At 35.5% G+C, this 25,077-nt stretch carries 31 protein-coding genes, 2 pseudogenes and 1 other annotated feature; of the genes and pseudogenes, 2 read left to right on the forward strand and 31 right to left on the reverse strand.

Translation table 11 applies throughout. The annotated features are described in order from the left end of the window. Positions 1-34: 34 nt before the first annotated feature. From L2716_RS08365 to L2716_RS08485, 25 genes and pseudogenes are all read right to left on the reverse strand, one after another. Positions 35-847, reverse strand: coding sequence for a GNAT family N-acetyltransferase (locus L2716_RS08365; RefSeq protein WP_236333578.1), 813 nt, complete (start codon positions 845-847; stop codon positions 35-37). Positions 848-860: 13 nt separating this feature from the next. Beyond that, on the reverse strand, positions 861-1,406 hold the full coding sequence (locus L2716_RS08370) for a GNAT family N-acetyltransferase (protein WP_236333580.1): 546 nt from the start codon (positions 1,404-1,406) through the stop codon (positions 861-863). Positions 1,407-1,442: 36 nt separating this feature from the next. Beyond that, the gene (locus L2716_RS08375) at positions 1,443-1,709 is read right to left on the reverse strand and encodes a DUF4190 domain-containing protein (RefSeq protein WP_236333582.1); all 267 of its coding nucleotides are present in this window, start codon (positions 1,707-1,709) and stop codon (positions 1,443-1,445) included. A 165-nt stretch (positions 1,710-1,874) separates the two neighbouring features. Continuing rightward, positions 1,875-2,066, reverse strand: coding sequence for a hypothetical protein (locus tag L2716_RS08380; RefSeq protein WP_236333584.1), 192 nt, complete (start codon positions 2,064-2,066; stop codon positions 1,875-1,877). Further along, on the reverse strand, positions 2,051-2,560 hold the full coding sequence (locus L2716_RS08385) for a GNAT family N-acetyltransferase (RefSeq protein ID WP_236333585.1): 510 nt from the start codon (positions 2,558-2,560) through the stop codon (positions 2,051-2,053). Before L2716_RS08385 ends, L2716_RS08380 begins: the two co-directional genes overlap by 16 nt. Before the next feature lie 191 nt (positions 2,561-2,751). Continuing rightward, positions 2,752-3,279 carry a P-loop nucleotide/nucleoside kinase family protein gene (locus L2716_RS08390; RefSeq protein WP_236333588.1) on the reverse strand — a complete coding sequence of 176 codons (528 nt, stop codon included), beginning with the start codon at positions 3,277-3,279 and terminating at the stop codon, positions 2,752-2,754. Positions 3,280-3,397: 118 nt separating this feature from the next. Continuing rightward, positions 3,398-3,865, reverse strand: a complete 468-nt coding sequence (locus L2716_RS08395; protein ID WP_236333590.1) for an NUDIX hydrolase — start codon at positions 3,863-3,865, stop codon at positions 3,398-3,400. 721 nt (positions 3,866-4,586) lie between these two features. Beyond that, positions 4,587-5,027: pseudogene (locus L2716_RS18405) on the reverse strand (SMI1/KNR4 family protein); the annotation flags it as partial. 140 nt (positions 5,028-5,167) lie between these two features. Next, a complete protein-coding gene (locus L2716_RS08405) occupies positions 5,168-5,401 on the reverse strand; it encodes a hypothetical protein (RefSeq protein WP_236333594.1) in 234 nt (77 codons plus the stop codon). A gap of 153 nt (positions 5,402-5,554) precedes the next feature. After that, entirely contained in the window at positions 5,555-5,740 is a 186-nt protein-coding gene (locus L2716_RS08410; RefSeq protein WP_236333596.1) for a hypothetical protein, read from the reverse strand. A 238-nt stretch (positions 5,741-5,978) separates the two neighbouring features. Next, entirely contained in the window at positions 5,979-6,437 is a 459-nt protein-coding gene (locus tag L2716_RS08415) for a 2-thiouracil desulfurase family protein (protein ID WP_236333598.1), read from the reverse strand. Positions 6,438-6,530: 93 nt separating this feature from the next. After that, the gene (locus L2716_RS08420) at positions 6,531-6,851 is read right to left on the reverse strand and encodes a hypothetical protein (RefSeq protein WP_236333600.1); all 321 of its coding nucleotides are present in this window, start codon (positions 6,849-6,851) and stop codon (positions 6,531-6,533) included. A gap of 73 nt (positions 6,852-6,924) precedes the next feature. After that, positions 6,925-7,686 (reverse strand): class I SAM-dependent methyltransferase, encoded by a 762-nt coding sequence (locus tag L2716_RS08425; protein ID WP_236333602.1) that lies wholly within the window; start codon positions 7,684-7,686, stop codon positions 6,925-6,927. 92 nt (positions 7,687-7,778) lie between these two features. After that, positions 7,779-7,952 carry a hypothetical protein gene (locus L2716_RS08430; protein WP_236333604.1) on the reverse strand — a complete coding sequence of 58 codons (174 nt, stop codon included), beginning with the start codon at positions 7,950-7,952 and terminating at the stop codon, positions 7,779-7,781. A 380-nt stretch (positions 7,953-8,332) separates the two neighbouring features. Then, positions 8,333-8,791, reverse strand: coding sequence for a GNAT family N-acetyltransferase (locus L2716_RS08435; RefSeq protein WP_236333607.1), 459 nt, complete (start codon positions 8,789-8,791; stop codon positions 8,333-8,335). Between the two features lie 358 nt (positions 8,792-9,149). Continuing rightward, positions 9,150-9,405, reverse strand: a binding site (T-box leader). Between the two features lie 148 nt (positions 9,406-9,553). After that, positions 9,554-10,096 (reverse strand): annotated as a pseudogene (locus tag L2716_RS08440) (nucleoside/nucleotide kinase family protein). Positions 10,097-10,169: 73 nt separating this feature from the next. Next, positions 10,170-10,970, reverse strand: coding sequence for an alpha/beta fold hydrolase (locus tag L2716_RS08445; RefSeq protein WP_236333609.1), 801 nt, complete (start codon positions 10,968-10,970; stop codon positions 10,170-10,172). A gap of 185 nt (positions 10,971-11,155) precedes the next feature. Then, a complete protein-coding gene (locus L2716_RS08450; RefSeq protein WP_236333611.1) occupies positions 11,156-11,563 on the reverse strand; it encodes an NUDIX hydrolase in 408 nt (135 codons plus the stop codon). A 49-nt stretch (positions 11,564-11,612) separates the two neighbouring features. Then, positions 11,613-12,017: a hypothetical protein gene (locus L2716_RS08455; protein WP_236333613.1), complete on the reverse strand. Its 405-nt coding sequence runs from the start codon at positions 12,015-12,017 to the stop codon at positions 11,613-11,615. Positions 12,018-12,146: 129 nt separating this feature from the next. Continuing rightward, positions 12,147-12,773 (reverse strand): histidine phosphatase family protein, encoded by a 627-nt coding sequence (locus tag L2716_RS08460; protein WP_236333615.1) that lies wholly within the window; start codon positions 12,771-12,773, stop codon positions 12,147-12,149. A 149-nt stretch (positions 12,774-12,922) separates the two neighbouring features. After that, positions 12,923-13,396 carry an Imm26 family immunity protein gene (locus L2716_RS08465; RefSeq protein ID WP_236333617.1) on the reverse strand — a complete coding sequence of 158 codons (474 nt, stop codon included), beginning with the start codon at positions 13,394-13,396 and terminating at the stop codon, positions 12,923-12,925. A gap of 147 nt (positions 13,397-13,543) precedes the next feature. Then, positions 13,544-13,990: a GNAT family N-acetyltransferase gene (locus tag L2716_RS08470; protein WP_236333619.1), complete on the reverse strand. Its 447-nt coding sequence runs from the start codon at positions 13,988-13,990 to the stop codon at positions 13,544-13,546. Between the two features lie 363 nt (positions 13,991-14,353). After that, complete coding sequence (locus L2716_RS08475; protein ID WP_236333621.1) at positions 14,354-14,896, reverse strand: DJ-1/PfpI family protein; 543 nt, start codon at positions 14,894-14,896, stop codon at positions 14,354-14,356. Positions 14,897-15,003: 107 nt separating this feature from the next. Continuing rightward, entirely contained in the window at positions 15,004-15,573 is a 570-nt protein-coding gene (locus L2716_RS08480) for a nucleotidyltransferase domain-containing protein (protein WP_329610131.1), read from the reverse strand. 75 nt (positions 15,574-15,648) lie between these two features. After that, positions 15,649-16,872 carry an MFS transporter gene (locus tag L2716_RS08485; protein ID WP_236333625.1) on the reverse strand — a complete coding sequence of 408 codons (1,224 nt, stop codon included), beginning with the start codon at positions 16,870-16,872 and terminating at the stop codon, positions 15,649-15,651. 478 nt (positions 16,873-17,350) lie between these two features. Here L2716_RS08485 and L2716_RS08490 point away from each other — a divergent pair, with 478 nt between their 5' ends. Together L2716_RS08490 and L2716_RS08495 are read left to right on the forward strand one after the other, a co-directional pair. Next, the gene (locus L2716_RS08490; protein ID WP_236333627.1) at positions 17,351-18,508 is read left to right on the forward strand and encodes a processed acidic surface protein; all 1,158 of its coding nucleotides are present in this window, start codon (positions 17,351-17,353) and stop codon (positions 18,506-18,508) included. Between the two features lie 81 nt (positions 18,509-18,589). Next, entirely contained in the window at positions 18,590-19,144 is a 555-nt protein-coding gene (locus L2716_RS08495; RefSeq protein WP_408005296.1) for a class D sortase, read from the forward strand. A 38-nt stretch (positions 19,145-19,182) separates the two neighbouring features. Here L2716_RS08495 and L2716_RS08500 read toward each other — a convergent pair whose 3' ends face one another. The 6 genes from L2716_RS08500 to nagA are packed head-to-tail and all read right to left on the reverse strand — an operon-like array spanning position 19,183 to position 24,900. Next, positions 19,183-20,133, reverse strand: a complete 951-nt coding sequence (locus L2716_RS08500; RefSeq protein WP_236333631.1) for a GNAT family N-acetyltransferase — start codon at positions 20,131-20,133, stop codon at positions 19,183-19,185. Between the two features lie 14 nt (positions 20,134-20,147). Beyond that, positions 20,148-21,296: an exo-beta-N-acetylmuramidase NamZ family protein gene (locus tag L2716_RS08505; protein WP_236333633.1), complete on the reverse strand. Its 1,149-nt coding sequence runs from the start codon at positions 21,294-21,296 to the stop codon at positions 20,148-20,150. A 1-nt stretch (position 21,297) separates the two neighbouring features. Further along, the gene (locus tag L2716_RS08510) at positions 21,298-22,263 is read right to left on the reverse strand and encodes an N-acetylglucosamine kinase (protein WP_236333635.1); all 966 of its coding nucleotides are present in this window, start codon (positions 22,261-22,263) and stop codon (positions 21,298-21,300) included. After that, complete coding sequence (locus L2716_RS08515) at positions 22,244-23,002, reverse strand: GntR family transcriptional regulator (protein WP_236333636.1); 759 nt, start codon at positions 23,000-23,002, stop codon at positions 22,244-22,246. The genes L2716_RS08510 and L2716_RS08515 overlap by 20 nt, the downstream gene beginning before the upstream one ends. Continuing rightward, a complete protein-coding gene (gene nagB, locus L2716_RS08520) occupies positions 22,995-23,750 on the reverse strand; it encodes a glucosamine-6-phosphate deaminase (protein ID WP_236333638.1) in 756 nt (251 codons plus the stop codon). Before nagB ends, L2716_RS08515 begins: the two co-directional genes overlap by 8 nt. Next, the gene (gene nagA, locus L2716_RS08525; protein ID WP_236333641.1) at positions 23,734-24,900 is read right to left on the reverse strand and encodes an N-acetylglucosamine-6-phosphate deacetylase; all 1,167 of its coding nucleotides are present in this window, start codon (positions 24,898-24,900) and stop codon (positions 23,734-23,736) included. Before nagA ends, nagB begins: the two co-directional genes overlap by 17 nt. Positions 24,901-25,077 lie beyond the last annotated feature (177 nt).

Genomic DNA, 25,077 nt, shown 5'->3' on the forward strand with positions numbered 1-25,077 from the left:
AGCTCTTTTACTTTTACAACCAATCCTAATATATCTACTTCTTAATAGGTGGTGATTGACAACCATAAGAATAAGCCAAGCATTGAAAGCCAGACTTTTCTAGTATGGGTTTACTCATCGGACTTGCGTCAACAGTGAGGTATGGATGCCCTATTTGAAATGCTTTCTTAGCACGTTCAGCTAATAGCGCTGTATAATACCCTTTTTTACGATGATCAGCGAGAGTCGAACCTCCCCATAAGCTGCAAAAGGACGAGTTCATCTCAACATACATCCAAGCTCCACTTACTAGCAATTCATCATCATATATACCATATAGAAAAAGATCATCTGGATGATCCTGTTTATCCCTCCAAAGTCTCTCTCCCAACTCAGCATGCAAAACATTCCAAACAGTGTCCTCTAATTGGATAATGTCTTGAATACCTTGTTCATCGGTTATTTCCTTTAGGAGAGGGTGTCGATCAGTCCGAATCAAAGGATGCCTTTCATCAATTTCCATGACCATCAAGGCTTCCGGGTCATCGATTGTGAACCCCTCTTGTACAAGAATATCCTTCAAATTGTCTGGACGATCGTAGCTATATACTTTAAACTCAAAATCTTGATTATGTTTTGCAAAATAATCTATTTCTTCGTTGATGATTTTTCGAGCATTCTCTTTGTTCAAATTTGATGCAGAAACAAAACCTTTTTCGCCGAACTTAGATACGTGGCGAACGGTATGTGGTGTTTCCACTTTTGTGTAACCAGGTATCTCCGCCTCTTGACGCAGTTCTTTATGGAATAATGCTAGTATTTCGTTTTGTCCCATGTCTGATTCCTCACAAACTCGTTTTTTAGTCATATAATGTTGCTCATTAATCTTTGAATCTACCCATTAAAATCGTGTTATAGAATTGGCCGTCAGATAATATCTTATCTTTCTTTAAAAGGCCTTCCACCTCGAAGCCATAATTTCTATAAAGCTCTATAGCTTTTACATTGGTTTCAAGTACATTGAGGGTAATCTTTTTAATATCATTTACATCTGCCCATTGAACTGATTTTTCAAGAAGTCTTTTTCCAATACCATATCCCCAGTATTCTTTTAGCACACATACACCAAATTCTACTTTATGTGAGAACCTTTTTAATCCGTGCCCTTCACATCTAGAAAACCCAACAATCCTTCCATCAACTTCAGCAACTAGGAATAAATTTCTCTCATTTTCTGTATCGTTACTAATGATCTGTTGAAACCCTACTTCATCTATGTAAGCTTCGCCTTTTTCACGATCTAAATTTTCTGTTTCTCCGTCTACCTGTAACCTAACTTGAGACAGCTCATTCGCATCGCTCTCTATTGCTGTTCTTATGACATAGGTCATGTTTCGAATATTGAAAGCTTTTTGATCAAATACCATAATAAATCTCCTCATGCTTAGTAAAAGCCCTTTTTCTTAACCAACTGTAGTTGAAGAGAAGAAAGTAACAACTCCCATTACTGAAAATATCTGAATGACAATTCCAACGATGCTACAAATTAAACCAGAGGTTGCTAAACCGCTTCCACCTTCATTTGTTTTTACAATTTGATTTGTTGCAATCCTCGAAACGATTACCCCTATCACACCTAGCACCAATCCAATCACAGGAATTATTATTGAGAGAATGCCTAGTGTTAAAGAAATGATTGAATTGTTGTTCGTTTGTTTATTTGCCCCCACATAAATCTTCCTCTCATCACGTCCGAATTCAATACTGAAATTCACAGCTCATTTTAATATCTATGTTCAATTATTCCAAACTTTGTAATTTAACTCAATCGTTTATTTCAAAAAAAGGAAGCTTACAGTTTTCTTTGTAAGCTTCCTTTACATCACTTGAGTCCTTTATTTGTTTAAAGGGAACTGAATAGTTTCACCCACTTGAAGAGTAACGTCATTCAGATCAATTACAGGAGCAAAAATCATGATATATTCGTCCTTTTCTCCTTCAACTTCTCCATTACTGAAAATTGGTTCAACTAGTTCTCCCCTCGATTTCAAAAATGAATTATGTCCCTTAATTAGTTGTTCGTCCAAGCATAATAAACAAACTGTAGCATTTGGCCATTCATTTCAAAATAATCTTCATCATTTCCCACATACTCAAAACCATTTTTCTCTAATATTCTTCTAGATGCTATGTTATTAGTCGTTGTTTGTGCATTCACTTGCTTAATTTCTAAATCAATTAAGTCCTCTAATAATAATTTCAATGCTTGAGTAACAATCCCTTTACCAGTATGTATTTGACCAACTCTATAACCTAGATCACCTATACTATGAGATTCATCCATAACTAAATTTATTCTTCCAAGAATTGAGCCAGTTTCATTTTTAATTAAATAGAATCTAGAACCTTTTTGTGTTTGTTCTTCAATTAACTTTTTATGTCTCGCTTTAAATATCTCCGGTTTATAATAATCGTCTCCACGAGAAGGTACAGATCTTTCGAAAAAATCTCTATTTTCAAGTTCGAACTGATATAGATCTTCTGCATCAGACACATTAATTCTCTCAATGAATACTTCCATATTTAAATCACCATTTTCTGTTTTCAAATTTGTTCTTTATTTTAAGGAGAGACTACTGGTGGTTTCTTCGTATTATTTTTTTGAATAGGACCAAAACCAATTTCAGGAGGGACTACTAAATAGGAAATCCGCTGCTTTTTCAGGTTCTTGGCTATTCTCTTTCTTTTTTAAAAAAATCAATCTATGTCTTTCTATTCATTTATATAATCAATAGCCTCTTGAATGTAACTTTGTAATGGTTGTCTAGTATCTATAACAAGGTACTTGCTGTCAGAAGGGTGTTTACTATTTTGAATAGCAGATTTGAAAACTTCTTCTGATTTCACCTTTTGTATTTGACTTATCTTATTTTTCCGTTTGCTTAACCTATCATTTATTTCATTAATGTCATCTAAGAAGCACTCAATATATTTATATTTCACATTATGCTTCTTCGATATATTCAATCCCTTTTCTAGTCCTTCAACATAGAAACACGGACTATCTAGTATTACACTGGTTTCACCCTGAAATAAGTGGAAATCAATTAAAGCCCATTCGATATTGTATGATATTATTCCGGCATTTATTGTATCAATTGTATTTGCTTCAGGTGTCTCCATTAAAGCAGATTTTACTATGTCATGATCAATTATGATTGCTCCAGTATTCTTAGCTAATTCCCTAGCAAGTGTAGATTTTCCTGAACCTGGAAAACCTGCCATTTGAACGAAAAACATACCCTTACCTCAATTCATTATCTAGTAATCAATTTCTTTACCTTCCTAGCCCCTTACTACTAAACAGACAGGAAAAAGAGTTGAACTTAAAAAGTATTACTGATCATTACGCACATAATCAACCTATAATTGGTGTTATCCTTTCAGATAATAGATTATCAATTATTACTCTATGTTCAGAGAAAATGTTTTCAGGTATATCATCTAATGAAAAGAACTGATTTTGAAGTGACTCATGATTTTCTTCAACTAATATTCCATCAAAATGATGACATTTAAAACAAACTTGTACTAAAGCAACTTGATCTCCATTTGGAAATGTTTTGTCTTTATCTGGTCCTGAATAAATTCCAAACAAATCCATGTGACCCAGTTTTAAGCCTGTTTCCTCATACACCTCTCTTTTTGCAGTGTCTTGGACAGACTCATTTAAATCCATAAATCCACCGGGTATACCCCATTCTTCATTGTCTGATCTTAATTGAAGTAATAATCGGCCTTTTTGATCAAATACTAACGCACCAGCAACTACCATTATTACCTTTTCATTACCTACCATTGAACGCAAATGCTCTATATAATCCATAAAAACACCCCATAACACTGTACTATCATTTTTAAGTTTAGTTCTACTTAACGACTTTAGTTCAATAAAAAAGATCATTTCTCCTTAAGCTATCGGTAATCATTGTGAATAGGGTCAAACAAATCATCCTTCGTCTTTCTAACAACAGAAAAATGATCTACATTATGACAATAAACTTCTTCAAGATGTGCTTTACAACAAGGCTGCTCCGTTAGTTAAAAAAGTTTGTGTAATGATTTAGCCCTTTTTTATGGAACTAAACTGCCTTATCTTAGCGAATGAAAAATACTAATAATATGCAATAATTGCCTCGGATTGTATAATAACCGAATATTATTTTTTCAGTCTGCTCTCCAATTGCTCCAACGAATACAAAGCATAGTCTTTAACGTTCTTATTTTTACTTTTAGAAAAGTTATGTAAGACATCTAATAGGTAATTAATCATCTTTTAAGATGCCCTTATTCTCCCCTTCAGCACAGCACGATAGATAAAGGAGTAAATTAAAATGAACTTGTGAATTTTTATGATGCCTCATTTTTTCTACCATATATCGTGTTAGTTCGCTATTCGTTGAAAGGATTTTTGTAAATAAACTATCAATTTCTTTCGGTGTACTCGTTCGTATTGCATCATCTATTTGAACGCAGTAATTATTAATTTCTTGTTCAGAAAGGACACTATTTTGTACGTTACTTTTCTCTTCTTCAATGTTAATAAAAAGTCCTTGGATAAACTCTTCAAAATTACTAGCTAATTTTAATTCTTGGTGGAGTTCGACATCAATAAAAATCACGGATGGATCCGTTTTACTATACCTATAATCAAGTGCAAACCAGGAATGTCCAGCTCCAGATATTAATACAAGGTTCCTGGGTAAATCCCATTCTTGAATTAAATAATCACTATCTAAGATTCCTTTTTCCTTATCTAAACCTATCCCGAAGAAGTGATCAATATTTATATGGTCCTCAGCCCAATCTGTCGGTACATCTGTTGGGAAAGCATTAAATTTAATACTACCACCATTTTGTTGTTTCAAGATATTTATGTATAAATTGGGCAACTTAATTTTCAATTGACCTTCCGCTCTCTTAACTGCCTCTTCTGTTAAGGGCTCCAATTTGCAATAATCATTATCTTCTTGCCAAATATTTTTCATAACAATATCCTCCACATTTAATGAAGCACCTTAAATACTTTTTCATACAACTATTTCATTCAAACTTACTGCCTCAATTTGCATAATGTACTTAATTATTCATCAAGTGCCCCCGTTTGTTAGGTAAACTTAATTTTGTATTAAATTACCCAAGTTCCTAATGCGATAATTGATGTGCCAATAAGAATAACAATGGTTTTTATTAAATTGTACGGGAACTTATTAAAATGTTTAAATAGGAATTCCCACTCTATATATCCTGTAGCCCCTATTGGTGCATCGTTTTCAAAAGCTTCCTTATTCATTCTAAATATTGAAGAATACAATACAAGGCAACCCCACAGAATTAAGAGTCCACCAATAACAATGTTCAATATTCCCATCCTCCTAAGACTAATCAATAAGTTTTTACTCCAGATAACTGCCCATCAGTTAGATATATTAAACAAAAAGAGCGTTAATCCTTTATTAGATCAACGCCCCCGTATGTTTAATATAAGGAAAAATAAATCAGTATCATCTTATTTTCATTGGTATTTTTCGTCAAAATATACCCATCCCCAAAATAAACTGATCGCAAATATAGGAATAAAAAGCGCTATTTCTTGCAACTCTTTAGACCTATTAATTACCATTACAACAGTTATAATTCCTAAGGGTAAGAAGACAATATAATATTTTTTCAATCGTTTTTTAATTTTTATATTATCCATTGTTGCCCCCTTATTATGGAATAAAGCATAGAAGTTATTTTTCTTGGTCACTCTTCTCTTCGGTGTCATCCCATTTGTAACCTGACTTTCCCCAATAATATAAAAATCCAGCTGAAGATAAGATAGTAAGTAATGCTATTATTAAACCCATACAATAATCACAACCTTAATAGTCTACTAAAGTAAAGCCTCCTTCTCATGAAGATAGATACTAGATTAATCATCGTTTAATTAAACGTTAGTATGAGCCGTTAGCAAATTGCTTTTCTGAAATGACTCTTAGTCCATTTCTTTTTAATAACGCTGTAGTAACACCATTACCCAAAACCTTTTTACCGATGAATTCCCCATTATAGATCATAGAACTTCCACAAGATGGACTATTCTCCTTAAGAACTACAATTGTTGCACCTATTTCTATTGCTTTATCTAAGGTAGTATAAGCTCCTTTAATGTATAGTTGGGTTACATCTCTTCCTGATCTATCAATGACTCTCGCCTTCCCGTTTAAGACGTCTTCTCCGTCCCCGCCTACTATTTCAGCAGGTTCTCTTGGGGTTGAAAATCCACAGAGCAATTCAGGACAGATAGTTACGGCTTTGTTCTCGTCAACTAATTTTCTAACATTTCTATCTAAACTATGGTGACCGTCATACCTTACCTCTAACCCAGCTAAACAGGAACTCACTAATATCAAAAGTCGCACCTCTTTTAAATACTCTATATTCGTAATGAAATGGATAATGTATTTCCTTTACTTTAAGTACACACACAGAAAAAGGTTGATAACCTACTTTAGAGTTAAGCCACGATATACATTTATAGTTATTGCATTTAATACAATAGTAACGATGAGAAGAGCTGCTGAAGCAGCCGCTACAGCATACATCGTGTCCATCAGAGCGCCCCAATCCTCAACTAATACCTTGTGGAAAGTATAAAAAATTTGAAAGCATAGCGATATACCACAAGCGCTGAAGCTTATAATAGACATAACAACCCAATCCATATTTTTTTGTTTATTATCACGCATTAGATTAACGATAGGAATTATCCAAGCAATTAATCCAAGCACGAGGCTGCCAATATTAAGCCAACCAAAATCAATCATATTTAATCCTCCTTTGCTGTTTTATCCCATAAGTGCCCCCTTTTCAGGAATTAAACTAATTAAGTAAGGATACCTATATTTTTTTAGAGATAATAAAAAGTTCTGCAAAATCATTAGTGATTTCCTTAAGAGGATCTAATCGTAAATCCTCTTCCATTTTCTCCAAACCATACTCATAGTCTGTATCACTGATTAAAGTTAGAACAGAAATATCTCTGTTTTGAGCATATTGTATGTAATCAGCGACTAATATCTCTTCCTTACGATATTCAATTCTTTTACTAACTTTAAATCCTCTCTTCAAAAGTTCCTGGTAGATAAATTCATCATCCCAAAACCTTTTTAAATCTTCTTCATAGGCTGACGGAAAATACTTATAAACCCACCATTCAGGCATTTTTTGGATAGCAATATTATGTAATTTATATACTCCATCATTCTTCAAAACACGAGCTATTTCATCTAACGCACTGTCTTTGTTTTCGTAATGATGGAATGCATAGTTGTTTGATATGTAGTCCAAAGTGTTAGTTTCAAATGGTATATTTTCAGCATAACCATGTACTAAATTCACATTATTAACTTTCTCACTAGCCTTTTTTAGCATGTCCTTTGAAGCATCTAAGCCGTTCCAAACGATATTTACATTTGAAAACAGCGGCACTTGTTTTGCAAGGTATAAACCAGTTCCACATGATAGATCGAGTACATTATATGAGCCATTATTATGTTGATTTATATATTCTTCTAAGTCGTAATCCTTCTTTACTTCTTGATTTCTATATTGATTTTTATCATACTTATCCGCAATTATAGAGTAATTTGTCTCTTTCATGCCAAACCTCCCTCAAATCAAACTCTATGTTATAGGTTTTACTGTTAGCTTTTTAAAAGAAATGCTCCCATTACTTGAAGAAAAGGTAATTGTTAATAATTATTTTTAACTTTCTTTTCCATGAAGTTTTCTTCACTTATCTCCTGCTTCTCACTAACTAATAATGATTTAAATGCTTCAAAAAGATGTTGTATCTCTTCCACTTTGTTAATTAAGTCAATACTCTTTTGATATTCTTCCTCATCCTTATATTTTGAAATCTCCATCCATTTTGTACTATCATCCTTCCTTTTTAGATAAATAGTATTAAAATCGATATACCTCTATAAATCTCTGAAGCTTTTTCTTGAATGCTTAAATACTCGTCCACTTTATCACTTTGAATATGATATTGATAAACCTTTACAAACATTTTCACCCTCCAATTAATAACAACTTACTTATATATTAAGCAAAAGGAGGCGTAATCCTTTTTAGATATACGCCCCCTTTTCTTGAACAAAGGGCGGCTGCTTGTTCAGCAAACGCCCCAATAAATAAAAGAAGTGCCTCAGACATAAACTATCGCCGCTTGTTGAAGAAGGGTATTAGTCCCTTCACCTCAAATAAATAACTCTTTTTTTCCTAATAGAACATTTTACGAAGGTTACTGTCTAACTTTTATAAGTAAAATAGCTTCTCTTTCCTCTAACAACTCGCCTGTGTTTATGAAGCCAAGTGACTCATAGAATCGAAGTGCCGAATAATTATCTGGCTCTGTTGAAAGGCCAATATAATGACAGTCATCATTCTTTTTGAACATATCTATGACTTGTTGCATGGCCCCTTTCCCGTATCCCTTTCTTTGATAAGAGACATCAATCATAAATCTAGGAATCCAATACTTCCTCTCTTCAATCTCGGTTGGATCAAATTCCGTCATTACAAAACCTATAACTTCATCATCCAAATGTATTGCGTACGGTGTAAAATTGGAATTTACCTTGGACTCTGCAATAGAGTATACATTTGGAGCGATTCGATCAACTTGATCCTCCGCTAACTTTAGGTTTAGACATTTATACATATTTTCCACATTTAATTCCTGAATTGATATTTGAGCCATAAACATTCTCCTTTAGATAAGATTTACTACTAAATTCTCCGAATAAATAAACATACGGAATACCTTAACGGTTTAATTATTGACACTATTTGATAAACTAAGAACTTCTTTTGCAAAAGCACCTTCTAATGATTCAACAGCAGTAATAACAAAAACTAAGCTAAACAAAAAGTACTATTAAGTGCAATTAATAAAACCTATGCACCTAAATTTGATACTCCTTTACCTAGTAATAAAATAGAAGTATATTTCCAGGGTTCTTTCAAGTGTTGCAAATTCATCAAACTTACTCCTAAAATCTCTTTTTATTGCTTTTTTAAAAAAAACAAATAAATAATCTCGTCCCCAAGACATCTGTCTTGGGGACGAGATTATTATCGCGGTGCCACCCCATTTTATTAATATGTCACCATATTAACCTTATTAGGTACGGTAATATAACATTTGCTTATACCCTTCCTCTATAACGGGAGTACCCGTCACACTATACCTTAGAAAAGTTCCAATGTGATGCTCCGAGGCTTGCTTCAGTAAATAAATCCTTACTCCTTTTCACCAACCGGAGCTCTCTGAGAATGATTACCATTACCTACTCTTCTCTTCATCGCATATAAATATTATTTAACATTATCCAATATTCAATCAATTATGTAAATGGTTAATTTAAAATTATTAAAAGACAAATACAATTTATAATTAACTGCCAAGTCAATAAATATCGTTCCTGATACAATTAAAGCGCCCCTATAATGGAATACCATTTTATAAAACTCTAACTTTTTGTTCGATCGTATTTACTATTTCATTAATGGGTAATGTTCCATCAATTATGAGGTCCGAGTTTGGTTTTATTGTATTTTCCATCTTTAAATAAGCAGCTCTACCATGGTTCATATAAAAATTTAAATCATTTTGGATGTTCAATGTTGAGCTATTAGTGCGATCCCTTATAAGTCGCCTAGCCATAGCAATGTCTAATGGTGTGTCTATGTAAATGGATAAATCAATATAGTTCTTTAGGCTATTGTTTTTATAAGCGAATGGATAATCCAGTAATATAAATGGAACGAACTCATCAGCGAATAATAAGGACTCTAAATCTGATATAAGCGGTTTTAAATTCCACTAGTCGTAATCTGTTCCTTCTTCTACCCATTTAATTAAATCATCTGGCGCACCTTCAAAATCATACAAATCAAAGAATAGTGCTCTAGAGTATTTTAGCTTCTCACTTAATTTCGTTGTTACAGTAGTTTTTCCTCCACCTGAAACTGCTGCGATGGAAATCACCTTTGGTTTTACCATTTATTAAAGCCTCCATCTTATCGCTCACTATTAATAAAAGAATTAATCCCATTTGCGTAAAAGAATAAATCGATTATACTAACCAATCTTTAATTAGTTGTTGTACAATATTGCGTTTTTCAATAGTAAGCATATGTCCAGCTTTATCTAAGATAACAAAAGTTGAATTAGGAAACTTGTTGAGAAGAAAATCATAATCTTCATACCCGCAGATATTATCTTGTTTACCAAGAATAACTAGTGCTGGTTGCTGAAATTCCGAAACATCTAGAAACGGTTCTTCAGTGAAAAAGTACCCCTTTTCTTTCCAATTTGATGTTAAAAACTCTCTATTAGCTAATAATCGTCCAGGTTGAATTTCTTTTAAAAAACAGTCGAGGTTTTCTTTAGTTTGGTAAACAAACAGAGTTTCGAAAGCACTTTTTATATCCGATTCCAATGTACTAAATATATCTTCATCCTTTTCTAAGATTACTTTGTTAGGTAAAGTTCTCTCATTTAGATGAAGTGCGGTAGCTAGCATACATATACTCTTTACTTGTTTTTGTCTAAAATGTAATATCCCTTGAGCTAAATACCCACCATAAGAAAAACCTATTAAAGAAAAGTTCTCATTAGGAAATACTTTATCTATAAAATCTAATATATTCAAAAGAATATCATCTGTTGAACTAAGTTTTTCATCAACAAGACTATTTCCGTGTGCAGGAATATCAATGTAAATTCTTCGGTACCCATTAATATTTTTGAAAATAGGTTCTATCCAAGCCTTCATAGCGCGGTGATCTGTTCCCAGAGAATGAAGGATTAATAATGGAGTACCTTCGCCCCTATCTTCATAATAAATACTTCCCATCCTAACTTTACAATTCATAATAGTCTTCTCCAATCTATATACGCAATAAAACAATTAAATATTTCAATCTTTTCTTCCACAAATGCTGCCTAGTTTTCGATTAAAAAAAATCCAGAGATCACCTTTCGATCTTCAACACTTGCCCCCTTTACTTGAAAACTCGAATTCGAGGTAATTACAATTTACAACAAATTGTTTGTAGCCTAAAACCAATGTGTAGATTCAAACTTGAAATTAGATTCTTCAAAAATGTATTTAACGCTTTCCAATAACTCTTCTGGAAATTCAACTTCCTCATAGTCCTTTATGAATCGAATTCCCATTATTTTATCCATCTCATTCAAGGAAGGTATCCCACTCACAGAATTAGCAATAAAGAAATGGCCGGTCCATTTAATTCCAGAAAACCAGTATGTTCCTTGGTGTATTTCATAAAGTTTGTTTACTTGGACACCAATCTCTTCTTTAACTTCCCGTTTTGCACATTGTAGTAGTGTTTCATCTGCTTCTCTTTTCCCGCTAGGAAAATTCCATAAGTTATCCCTGTCTTGAACTACTAAGATATTCCCCTCACTATCTTTGATCAACACACGTGAAAATGATTTGTTCATTAAAAAACTCCTTCATTGAAATCCTTATTGCAGATTAGCCCCCGTTTGCTTAATATGAAAGTAATTCAACCGCTGGATAGTTTTCGTCTAAAAGTTGATAACAAACTTTTCCACTCTTAATTGAATTATTGAATATTTGTCTGTTTGAATATCTATCTATTACCAAGTTTTCATCTGTATGTGGTTCTCCGTAAGGATATCTAATAAAATCCACACACGAAGATTCTTTAATGACCAACTTGTTGTAATTAAAAACTATTTTGTTTGGGTTCCATATTTTCAATTGTTCACCGGCATCAAATATGAATTGTAATATTCCATCATTGAAACTACATTCTATTACCTTATGGTAATTATCATAAGGTCTCCCAAACCACTTTCCATAGAAGCGTAATGTTCCTCCAGGTTTTACATCAAGATTAGTAATTGTATTACATAACTTCTCTGCCTTCAAAATAACACCCTCTAACCAAAATACTCTTATTTAACTAACCTGCACAGTTCTAGGATTAATAGAAAGCTAGAGATAACCTATCGATCCTCAGCTCTCGCCCCCTAATGTGGAAAACAATAAAGTTTCATTCTACACATTAACATTAGTGGTTTCTCTATGAGATAAATCCCCTTCTAATACAATTCTATATTTGTCTTGATTAAGTTCTACAATCGTTAAACTTGTATCGTGTATATTAGGAGGATCCCACAAATTTTCAATTGATGTGTTCTTGAAAATGGAAAACAAACATTTGATTACTACAGAATGTGTAACGACTAAAATATTTCCTGATTTATACTTCTTTTTAATATACTCTAGAAACTTAATTGCTCTCTTTCGTGTTTGTTCAAAGGTTTCTCCTCCAACAGGACTATATAGATGTGGTGTATTCCAGAAAGCATCTAACTCTAAGGGATACATTTCTTTAATTGATGAAAGTGTTTTACCTTCCCATTCTCCCATATTAATTTCCTTAAGACTCTCATCATAATATACAGGAATATCTCTTACTCCTTGTATCAATTCAGTTGTCCTCTTTGTCCTATTACTAGGACTTGTATATATCGCTGTTAATTCTACTTCATCAAGTCTCTTTCCTAAGCTTAGTGCATTTCTTTTTCTAATTTCGGTGAGATCAGAATCCAACCATCCTTGCATTCTTTTTTCAGTGTTCCAAACTGTTTCCCCATGCCTGGTAATATAGAGAGTTACCACAAGACTTCCCCCCGTATTAAATCTTTTCCTGTAAGAATTCTGGAAACTGGTTAGATTTCCTTCTTAAACTGAGTTCTCTTACCTCAAGAAAAGCGATTACCAATTTAGTAATCGCCCCCTATAATGGAATAATACTGTCTTGCAGGTTATTATCGCCTATATAAAAGATTGTTTAAGTAAGGATACCATTCTGCTTTCCCAAACTTAGCTTGCACAGCGTCTTCCACAATAATTGGTGCAACAGATTTCAATGTTGATAGATTCTTTATATCGGTTTCTGTTGCTTTTCTAATTATTCTCCCTCCAGAATCCATTACTGCATATCCCCCAATGGTTTCTGTAAGATAATTAGGTAATGTTAGCGTCTTCGGCAATTCTGCATTCCCTATTATTTCCCATTCACCATCTTCAAGTTTTATATTAACTGTATTAACCATTAATAAGATTGGATGATTTGAAAATTTTGAAATTGAATCGCCTTGTTTATATATGTAATCAAAAATAATATACACATCAGAAGTACAACCTTTCAAAGCAACTTGTCCAACACACATTAATTCTTGACTAACAGGTATTGTAAACAAATCACCAAGAGAAACTTTGAATTTCTTTTTTCGCCCCATTTACTTTTCCCCTTATAAAAAAAGAGCTTATTGCAGAATCCTGCCCAGTAGTTAGATATTAAATAAGAAGAGGCGTAATCCTTCTTAGATCAACGCCCCCTTTTCTTGAACAAGGAATAATTAAAATTCCGGATGATAATCTTCCTTTTACGATTCGTATATTCTCGACTTACTTCCCCAAGGATGATATCCATCGCCAATATATGTAAATCCATATTTCTCATAGTATCCAATGTGGTCAGTACAAAGATAGATCTTATTGTAGCCAATTTTTTTGGCATCAGCTTGAGCACGTAATAGCAGCTCTATACCTAGCGATTTACCACGTGAACTTTCTTCAATATAAAGAGCACATACCCAAGGCATTAAATCCATACGACTAATAAAATCATTGGTGATAAGACCTACGCAGCCAATAATCTTACCGGAGTCTATCATTAAATACCAAATAGGAAGAGGACTATCGGTATTTATACTGTTGGAAATACTGTCCTCATATACTTTTACACTATTTTCATTTGCCCACTTATTTTGAAAATATTTGATTGCTTTTTCTTTATACTCTGGATTTTCTCTTACACTAATAATTTGCATAATGACTTCACCAGTTTTCCTATATTGTTAATCCTAATTAAAGGATTACCCCCCCTTAACCTGAATAAATGTGGGGTATTATTGTTTATCCTTATTAATCTTTTTTCTTCTCTTAAATGAAAAAATAACAATAATTAATACAGGTAATAAAGCTGAAAACGTAAACAGCATTGCATCTATATCCAATTATTTCACCTCCATATATTTCTGGTTTTAAAAAATAGGTAAATTATTTCTTCCACAATGCTGCCCTCTTGCTTAATACCAATTATTTCAAATTAATGGATCTAACACAATCATTAATTTGATAAAAAAAGACATATCCTTACTTCGGACATGCCCCTTTTCTTGAAGATTCACGAGTTAATTTTTGTACCAATCTTTTTCAAATTTAAGATTCAATGATTCACCGAACTTGTATGCAAATTCAATAAATGCAGATCCCCGAGCAGTTATAACGTGTCCATCCTTTACAACTGGAGAATTTATATAGTTCTCTTCTATGAAAGTACCTAAAAACTTTCTTTGACCAGATGTTAAACCTGTTGTGTATTTTTTGTCATCTAATACGCCACTCATTGATAAAATGTATGGGGCACTAGAAATCGCACCTATTATTCTATTCTGATCATCAATCTTCTGTAAAAAGGAAGTAAGTTCACTGTGATTAACTAGATGCTCAAAATCATCGACTCCAGGAAGTACAACACTGTCAATTAATTCAATATTAACATTATTAATTGTTGCTTCGGGTAGACAGGGTAATCCTGCTTCCCCATTTACAACCTGTTTATCTAAGCCTATGTAAATAGTTCGTTTCCCACCTTGGTGTAAAACTGATAAAAGTACTGAAAGTTCATACTCACTAAATCTAGGGTAGAGCAATATCCCTGTATATTTCTCCATCTTCTCACCCAATCATTTACAACTTTTTCGAAAATCTGTTTCAATGAAAATATTTAAGGGCGTTATCTTTCTTAGATCAACGCCCCCTATAATGCAATTAAGATTTATTATATTTTATTCAAATAGTTGAGTAATTGCTCGATCTCTTTCTGATTTACATCTTTTACTAAAGCATTATTGAAGAGGTCATATGCTAACTTATCATTCTCCTTAAGCCAACTAAATGCTTTTCTGGGACCTAAATACCATAATCCTTTGAGTTCAAAATAGATTTCTAAGCTGTCCTTAAGCAACCAAAAAAACCTATAATTACCTTCAATATCACCTTTATTAGACCTTTTATACATCTTTTTAAGCCAACCCTTTAAGAATACCTTTTCATCTTCAGAGAGTTTTCTTGGACCGTTATTAAACACATTCTCGATCTCTAAAATGAAGTTTTCAGCAACTCTTTTATCATTTAATAGTATCTTACCCTTATTAACTCGTATAAATTGGTCTGTATTCTTCATTTCGCAAGTGTTATAAACCCATACATCTAATTGCTTTCCTTCAAACAACTCCACATCGTTTCTGCGGTCTATTTTATCTGAAAAACAAATAAGATCTACATCACTTTCTTGTGTATAATTCCCTGTATTGTAAGAACCATATAAAATAATTGTATGACAAATTATACTTCTCTTTTAAGTGTTTCTTCACCTTCTCCAAAAACATTTGTACTTTCATACCCCTCCCCAAAATTAACTTTTTCACTCATAGAAACTTAATGAAGCAATGGACCTCTTCAAATGTAGTTGAGCAAATGAAATTCCACTATTAATCAACAATAAACCTGAACAAAACAGTAAACCAAGGAATGGATTAAACCATTCGGATATCAAACCCGCATATCCATTAGCAAGAATCACAACAATACCAGTTAAAAGGATTCCTCCACTACTTATCCTAGCTAAGAAATGATCAGTTGTAACAGTTTGTCTTGCTGCACCGTTTACCACAAAAGCCATTGAAAGAGCTCCATCAAATAAAAGCATCCCTACAAATGCTCCCCAAATATTAGAAGAAATAGCTATAAGCAACACTCCGATTCCAGAGCAAAGCATAATTGAACCATATAGTTTATTCCAATGAACATCTTTCAAATGAGCCATCACAAATATAGCGATTAAGTTACCAATTCCAGCTCCTGAAAGTAAAATGCCTGTTTGAATAGCTGATAAGCCTAATTCCTGATTCGCTGTTATAACTACGAGAAGTGTTACCGCGTGAGTAGAAAAATTTAGAACAGAATGGTTGAATGAAATAAAGCGTTGTATTTTCGAAGAAAATAGAAGCTTTACTCCATCTAAACCCTCTCTTAGTGATTGTTTTTTGTCAATTCTATGTTCTTTGCTTCTAGAGAAGGATTTTTCACCTATTTTCAATAAGCATATACTAAAAAAAGAAAGTAGGAATGTAAAAGCATCAATTCCTAGCGTTGCAGCAACACCAATAGCTGATAGTAAAAATCCTGCTAGTATAGGTCCTATTAATGTACTGACAGCATCAGCAGCTTCTAAATAATTGTGTGCTTCAACAAGACGTTTCCTACCTGTTATCCCTGGCAATAAAGAATTTAGTGAAATTCTAAAAAATAATCCAGCTATACTAGTTACAAATAGAATAGAGCAGATGACTAGGATATTGAAGTGGTCAAAAAGAATAACCACAACAAGCAAGGTCATCGTTGTTGTACGGATGAGTTCTGCTGCAATTGCTATCCTCTTTTTAGGTCTGTTCTCTATCCATACACCTGCTGGTATTGAAAACAATAATGGGGCAATTTGAGTACTAATTGCTACCACAGCCGCTTTCATCGGTGAATCAGTAACTTGTAGAACAACCCACGGAATAACTAGATCACTAAACCTACCTCCTAAAATTGAAACAAGTTGACCCAACCATAATATAAGAAAGTTTCTTTCTCTGTACATTTGAAACACCTCTTACGAAGATTAACGCTTAACTTTTATGAAGTTACTTAAAACAACAAATTATATTACATCGCTTTACCTTCCTTGATCATTTTTTTATGGTTAGGTTACATATAAAAGAAATTTTAAAATTATAGGATTGATGTCCTGTTGTCTAATATCAATTTTCTTTAAATTGGTCATTCGCACAATCTCTCACTCCAGAATATGACACTTATTTATAAGAAATTCAAAATCTGCTTGCTCCATTAAACTGCCCTTTAACGGAATAAGATTCCTAAAAATTTATTGATTTCTCCTTTTAAATTTTAACATATTTTTCTAGTTCGTTTTAGTCTTTCTCTAATAGTCACTTCCTTCTAGAACCCCTTTCTTGAGCGATTTCTGCGATATATTTTTAGTAAAATATTCCTGTATCCTTTTTATTAATATATCTATATAATTATCTTGTTTTGATAAACTTTAAGGGGGACACATCATGAAGCATGTGTTGGCTATCTTATTTTCTATTAGTATATTATTTATTCCGATGACAGCGTTTGCAGCCATTGGACAATCTGACCTTGATGCATATCTAGCATCGATTGGTTGGACGCAAGAAGAGTTGGAAGAAGAACTATCATATGAAGGTATGACGTTAGAAGACTTTGAAACGATCCAAGAACTTCAAGACTTCATTGGTAAACCGCTAACTGAAGAGAATTTACAAGAGCTTTTAGATGCATATGAGATCACTCGTGAAGACCTGAACAGTCTACTAGTTGAATCAGGTGAATTAGAAGTCGGTCAGGACGTTCTTGAGGTCTATTCGATTTATGAATATCTTGAGGAAAATCTTGAGTTCTATTTGTTCGAAGGAACACCAATAACGGATGAATCGTTGCAAGACCTTTTGGACACATTTGAAATGACGTATGAAGAGCTTGTGGCGCTTTTTGAAGAAAATGGAGATTCCATTGACGATTATGAATTTGTTGAAGATGTAGAAGTAGCACTTATCGAATATATGTATGGAGATGAACTGCCTGGGTTTGAGGATTTGTTCACTGAATTAGGAATTACAGAAGCAGAGCTTGAGGCTCTAATGAACCATTTGATGAATCTTGATCTGGAAGATCCGATTTTCGAACAGAAAATGGACGAACTCTCGAATCGCATGATCGCTTTAGGAGATTTTGAAAGTGCAGAAGACTTAACGAAAGAACAAATCGTTGAAATGGCAGACATCATGACAGAGATGTTTAACCTCTTCCAGTTGGATGCGAAGTTTTACCTTTCGAGTAATGGAAAAACAGAACCTGTTACATTAAGCCAGCTTCTGTCCATGAGTGAAAAAGAAGCATCGGGTTATGATTTGCTTATTGAGTTATACGATCACAATGGTGTATTCATTCTCGACATGCTACTTACTGCGGATATGGTCAATTCTGATTTAATCGAAGAGACGGCTAAAGATTTAAACATGGCTGAAACTACTGCAAATAAGGTTATTCACAAACCGGTTACGAAAACGGAAAAAGGTGCAAAAATGCCGAAGACAGCAGGTAATTATATGGAAAGTTCTTTGTACGGAATCGGATTCATCCTAATTGGTTGGATGGTAATTCGTCGTTTACGAATGAAGAGCGTCGCATAAAATATAATGAAACATACCCGAACGTCCTACACTAGAGTCACTTTATGGATTTTGGGCATCTCCTTGATCATTTTTGGCGTTGTGGTATCAAGTAAAAGTTTCTATCAACTTTTTAACGGGACAGGTCATTCCTATAGCACGGCAGAAATGAAACCAGTGGTAAAGAATGCTACAGTGCCGGAGAATTTGAAAAAGAGCACCTCTAAACCTCTATATACTTCTCGACCTGAAAAAGGTGAAAACATCGGTACTTTATTCATTCCGAAATTGAATGAAAAGCTCCCGATCATTCATGGGACAGATGAAGATGAGTTAAGTAAAGGTGTCGGTCATTTTGCGGGTAGTGTACTCCCTGGTGAAGAAGATAATGCTGTGTTATCTGGGCACCGCGATACGGTTTTCCGGCGTCTTGGTGAGGTAAAAGAAGGAGACGAGCTGATCGTCACCACCTCCGCTGGTACGTTCACATATAAAATCCGTAAAGTCAGGATCGTTGATGCGGATGACCGGACCGTTATCGTTCCGAAACCTCGAGCGACACTCACCGTTACGACGTGTTATCCGTTTACGTTCATAGGGGCATCACCTGAACGATACGTTTTAGTAGCTGATATGATTGATAGTAAGCGAATCTAAAAGCAAAAGAGCAGACTCATCCGAGTTTGCTCTTTTGTTTATAGTTGTTTCTCATACCCAACATACGTCTTCCATTTCTTGAATCCGAATGATTCATAAAATGTGGTCAACTCGGTCCAGTCTATGATGATGTTCATGCAATTCCGTTCATAAGCCGTATATATGGCGTGCTCGACGATTGCTCTCCCATAGCCTTTTTTACGATGTGCACGGTCAATACCTAGTGGTCCTATACCACCTGTTTTTTCGGTAAATGCCTCAGCCCAATACACATTCGGTCCGATGACGGGAGCGTCTGAGTCGTTAATACGAACAAATCCGATGATATCCTGATTCTCTCGCGCGATAATGAAATGCTTTCCTTCACCACCGGAGCGAAAGTAATCCCAAGCTTCGTAATGCCAACGTCCTGGAAAACACCTGCTTAAAAATGCGAGGAACTCATTTTCTTCTTCTTTTTTCAGTACGGTAAATGAAATTTTATCAATGTGCTCGGGTTGTTTCGGTTGGTTTTCATAGGTTTGGATAAAGTCGTAATCTGTTCCTGCTTCTTCATATCCATTTCGTTCAAACCATTTCATCGTAGTTGTCAGAGTGTTCGGAATGCCTGGGAAGTAATGATGGACATCCCTTCCTATGCTGATTTTTGTTATTGGTGTCGACTGAAGTGCAAGTTCCGCTTTCTCCAACAACGCTTTTCCAATCCCTTTATTACGATGTTCTGGAGCAACGAGCAGCGCTTGAATCCATCCGACTCCTTCAGGCAATAAGTCAACTCGTTCACGTGTCACTTTGGTAACGACAAATCCGATCACTTGATTTCCCTCTGTTACATACCAGCTTCCTTCAGGAAATATATGTGGGCATTCCACACTGTTCTGCGTAAACAATCGCTCCGTTAAAGGAAATTCGTCACCGAGTGTACGATTCCATAATTGACAGATTTCCTCAACTGGAACTATTCTTTCGTCCCACCTTACGAGATTCATCGTATACACCTGCCTTAATAGATTAAGTAGTTTTTTCGTATATCCTTAAACACTTCCAATCTCTCTTCTTGGACATCCAGCCATTCCAAAATTGGCTTTTGTTGGTCTAGGGTTTCTCTAAATTTATCTGTCCCGAAAATCAGATCAATCATAAACCTAGAATCTCTCAGTTCGATCCATTGAAATTCATCAGGGTGGATCATCTTCAAGCTTTCCAACATGGCACATGCCGTTTTTACAGGTTGAAAAAGATTTCGATCCGTGATGTGTACTTGTAGACCTGAACAGGTTTCTCCTTCAAACTTTGAGGTTGTCGGGTTAAAAACGACTTCTCTGAATAGAACGCCCTTTAGCTCATACGTGTCCAGCTGCTTTTTCCATTCATAAGCATTAATCCACGGCGCTCCAACCCATTCAAAAGGTTTGGCTGTTCCTCTTCCTTCCGATACGTTCGTGCCTTCAAAAAGACAAGTTCCTGGGTAGACGGTTGCCATCTCGAGTGACGGTGCATTAGGAGATGGCGGCACCCATGGAATCAACGTGTCATCATACCACATCTCTCTCGTCCATTTGTTCATTTTAATGACGGATAGTAATGCATTGAAGTCATATTCTTCATTAAAATAGAATGCTAGCTCACCGACGGTCATACCATGCCGCACTGGGAGTTGATAGTTTCCGATAAAGGATGAAAAACGCAAATCAAGGACATTGCCCTCCACCTTCGTACCCGTAATCGGATTTGGTCGATCAAGGACAACCATTTCTATCCCGAGTTTTCCAGCCACCTTTAAGCAGTTCGCAAGTGTGTAAATATATGTATAAAAGCGGACACCGAGATCCTGTATGTCGAACAACAATACATCAATGTTCTTCAACCATTCTTCTGGTGGCACTTTATTTTTTCCATAAAGACTGTAAATGAGTAGACCTGTTCTTTCGTCAACTTGATTATCAATATGCTGTCCTTCTTTCACCTGTCCTCTCAGTCCATGTTCAGGTGAAAATAAGGCAACGATATTAAAACCGTTCTCAAGCAATACATCGACACTTAGGCTTAATGTTGAAGTGACTGATGTCTGGTTGATGATCATACCCATTCTTTTGTCTTTATACGTCTGTCCGTACTTCGATATGAATTCAGAAAGACCTGTCTCGATCATCTTACACCTCCGTGGCAAGTGATTGATGGAGATTGTTTGTGAAAGTGTTAGGACATGGACCGTTCACCATTTGATAACTCTGGATGATCGCCCCTGCTATTGGTGGAGATGGTGGAAGTATGAAATCTACTTCTTGTGGCAAATGCTTTCTCATTATAGGTAGCATCACATCACTACTCTTAAACACACTTCCCGCAAGTACAACCTTAATCTCATTCTTTTTGTTAAAATAACGTGTAATCAAATTGCGAATGGATAAGGAAATATCAGATGCCGCAGTTTCTATGATTTGTGTAGATAACCTATCACCCTTTCTCATGAGCTGAAAAACATCCTCACAAACGGATGCAATCTTCATCCTACTGTCTGGATGACCATATATGAATGGAATTAACTCGGGTGGACTTCCCACACAAAAACGGCTAAGCACCCGGTCCGTCAACTCCGTTTTCCCGATAAGCCCATCATAAGAATCGAATACTTTATGGATCGCCGCTTTTCCGATACCATAACCACTCCCAGAATGCTCTAATAAGTAACCCCAGCCTCCTGTCCGAACGACTTTACGTTCGTCCGTCACTCCGAACGTTATCGATCCAGTTCCGGCAATGTTCACAATACCCGGTTGTCCATTCGTACCTGAATACAACGCTGTGATCGCGTCATTACAGAGTTCAACTTGCGTATTTTGATGAAATTTGGAAGAGAGGAATGTTTCGAGCTCACCTTTCAATTGGCTGCTTTCCATCCCGGCAAAACCAGCACAAATCCCTTTTATTTCTGAAAAATTAACGCCTTGGTTTTTTACCTTTTCGAAAAGTCCATCCAACATTTCATTTATCGTTTCGATATGAACGGATGTAGGATTACTCGGTCCACCAACATGATAAGCGATCAGATTTCCGGATTCGTTAACGACGGCGAGACACGTTTTGGATCCACCACCATCAATTCCTAGGTAATACATCTTCATCCTCCGATCCATGCTCCATTTCTATGGAGAACGTATATTGATCACCTCGAAAAACGGTTTGGACAGTCTCGAATGGCTCACCTGTATGTAAATAGGTCGTACGATTGACGATGAGAACAGGACTTCCTGTTTGTATGTCTAATAAAGAGCTGTCATGCTCACCAGCAATGGATGCTTCAATCTGTTGACTAGCCCTGTGAATGTTTTTCTTTAATGTTTGCCTCACGTACGTATAAATGGAACCACTCGCCTCCCACTCTGTTAAACTTGAAAACATTTCGTATGGTAAATAAGCGGTTTCGACTGCTACGGGCTTTTCATTCGCAAGTCGAATTCGCTTCAATTGAACCACTTTGGCATTACGATCACACTGCAAATTTCCCAAAATATGGTTCGGGGCATTTGAAACCGTCGTTAAACTGATGACTTTCGTTGAAGGCTTAAGGCCTTTACGTTCCATATCTTCGGTAAAACTGAAGATACCTTTTAAAGGATAAGTGAGTTTTGGTGCAGCGACGAAAGTGCCTTTCCCTCTCTCTCTGTATAGTTCACCGTTATGGACCATGTTGTTAATGGCCTGGCGAACCGTCATCCGGCTGATCTGAAATTTCTCTGAAAGCTCACGTTCTGAAGGAACAAAATCACCGGTATGGTACCCACCGCTCTTGATTTCTTCTTTTAAAAATTGTTCAACCTGTGTGTACAGTGGTAATGTTGATTGTTTGTTAAGCATTTGGCTCCTCCGTTTCTATAGCGTCTTTCGTTACGATTAAAGTGACATCGTCATGTTGATTAAGAATCGTTACAGGCCATTCAGGGCTTACCTCTCCTTTCAGCAAAGTAGAAACAGCTGTCGCTTTTTCGTTTCCAGATGCTAAAAGGATGATTGAGCGGCTTTTCATAATCGTAGAAATCCCTACTGTAATCGCTTTAGTTGGGACATCTTGTTGATTTTGAAAGAACCTTGCATTTGCGATTCTCGTGCTTTCCGTTAATTCTACAACATGGGTATTAGAGTCAAAAGAGGTGCCAGGTTCATTAAAACCAATGTGTCCATTTACGCCCACACCGAGCATTTGGAGATCAATCCCTCCTAAGCGTTCAATCTTTCGTTCGTATTGAATACATTCTTCATCTAAATTAGCACTCATGCCATCAGGAACAAGTCCTTGATCTATAGATAATTCCAAAGGGGCATACAAGTGCTGGATCATATATTGCCAATAGCTTTCCTCGTGTTCACGAGGTAGTCCTACATATTCATCTAGATTGACGGTCTTTAGCTTAGAAAGGTCTATAGGATCTTGTTTTATCTTTTCAACCAATCGTTCGTATGTTTGCTCAGGTGTACTTCCGGTAGCGACACCAAGTACAAGATTAGGATTACGATGTATCGCTTCATATATGAATTCAGATGCGATCTTGCTCATGTGTTTATGATGATCCACAGTGATGATGTTCACATTAACACCTCTTCTCATAAGCTATTTCCCCGCGACAGATGGTCATTTTCAATTCGTAATTAGAATCGAGTATGATGAGGTCTGCATCTTTCCCAATGTTAATTGAACCTTTTCTGTTATAGACGCCATATTGTTTGGCTGGATTGATTGAGTTCATGAAAACTAGATCGTCAATATTTGCGTTCGTGTAATTCATCATATTCCAGCAAGCGTCTTGCATCGTAAGAATACTCCCTGCCAGAGTCCCGTCCTTTAACGTTGCTTTCCCTTCTTGCACGTACACTTCTAGTCCACCTAGTTCATATGTTCCGTTCCCTAAGCATTTTGCTCTCATTGCATCCGTAATCAACATCAACCCTTGCTTTCCTTTGATATCAAAGGCTAGTTTGACCATTTCCGGCGCACAATGTAAACCGTCGACAATTAATTCTGCAAGAGCGTCTTGATTGAGAAAAGCACCGCCGACAACACCTGGCTCACGGTGATGTAAGGGACGCATTGCATTATACAAATGCGTGAATTGAGAAGCGCCTGCCGATAAAGCAGCCTTAACTTGAGCATAAGTTGCATTACTATGACCGATAGATACAACGACCCCGTTTTTTGTGAGATGTTTGATAAAAGACGTCGCCCCTTTTATCTCAGGTGCTAAAGTGACGACTTTAATGTTCGAGCCTGAGATTTGATACCACTTTTGAAAAAGTTCAAAATTTGGCATTTGTATGTACTTTGGGTTTTGCGCTCCGATCTTGTTTGTAGAGATGAAAGGACCCTCAAGGTGAATACCGATCACTTCCGCTTTTTCTCTATTATTATGAAATTGTTGGTAGTCATTTATAGTTTGTAAAGCGTTCTCAATTTTTTCTTGTCCAGCCGTCATTGTAGTGGGAAGGAAGCTTGTCGTCCCTTCTTTTACAAGTGCAGAAGCAATTCCTTCGATCGCTTCAATTGTCGCATCCATCACATCAAAACCAGCTGCACCATGGATATGACCATCTATGCGACCAGGTAGTACAATGTCATCATCGTCCAATTTGATGGTTGATGAATTGTCACGAAAGTCATTTGTTAAATCTGTGATCTGTTCACCTTCAATATGTATGTTCAACTGTTGAAAACCTGATTCCCCAACAAACACTCTTCCTCCAACGATTGAATGTGTAGACAATTGCATCACCTCTTACTTAAAGTATACGAGCATACATGTATAGTTGTCTATACCACTATGCTAAAGACTTAAATGTAACTGACTTTGAAAAACTTTTATTTTAATGACATAATTGTTTATTGTTTGAGACTCGGGGTATTTATCATGGTAGACGACAAATTTCGCACATTACCGAAA

It is taken from the genome of Pseudalkalibacillus berkeleyi (genome assembly GCF_021608225.1).
GTDB lineage: Bacteria > Bacillota > Bacilli > Bacillales > Fictibacillaceae > Pseudalkalibacillus > Pseudalkalibacillus berkeleyi.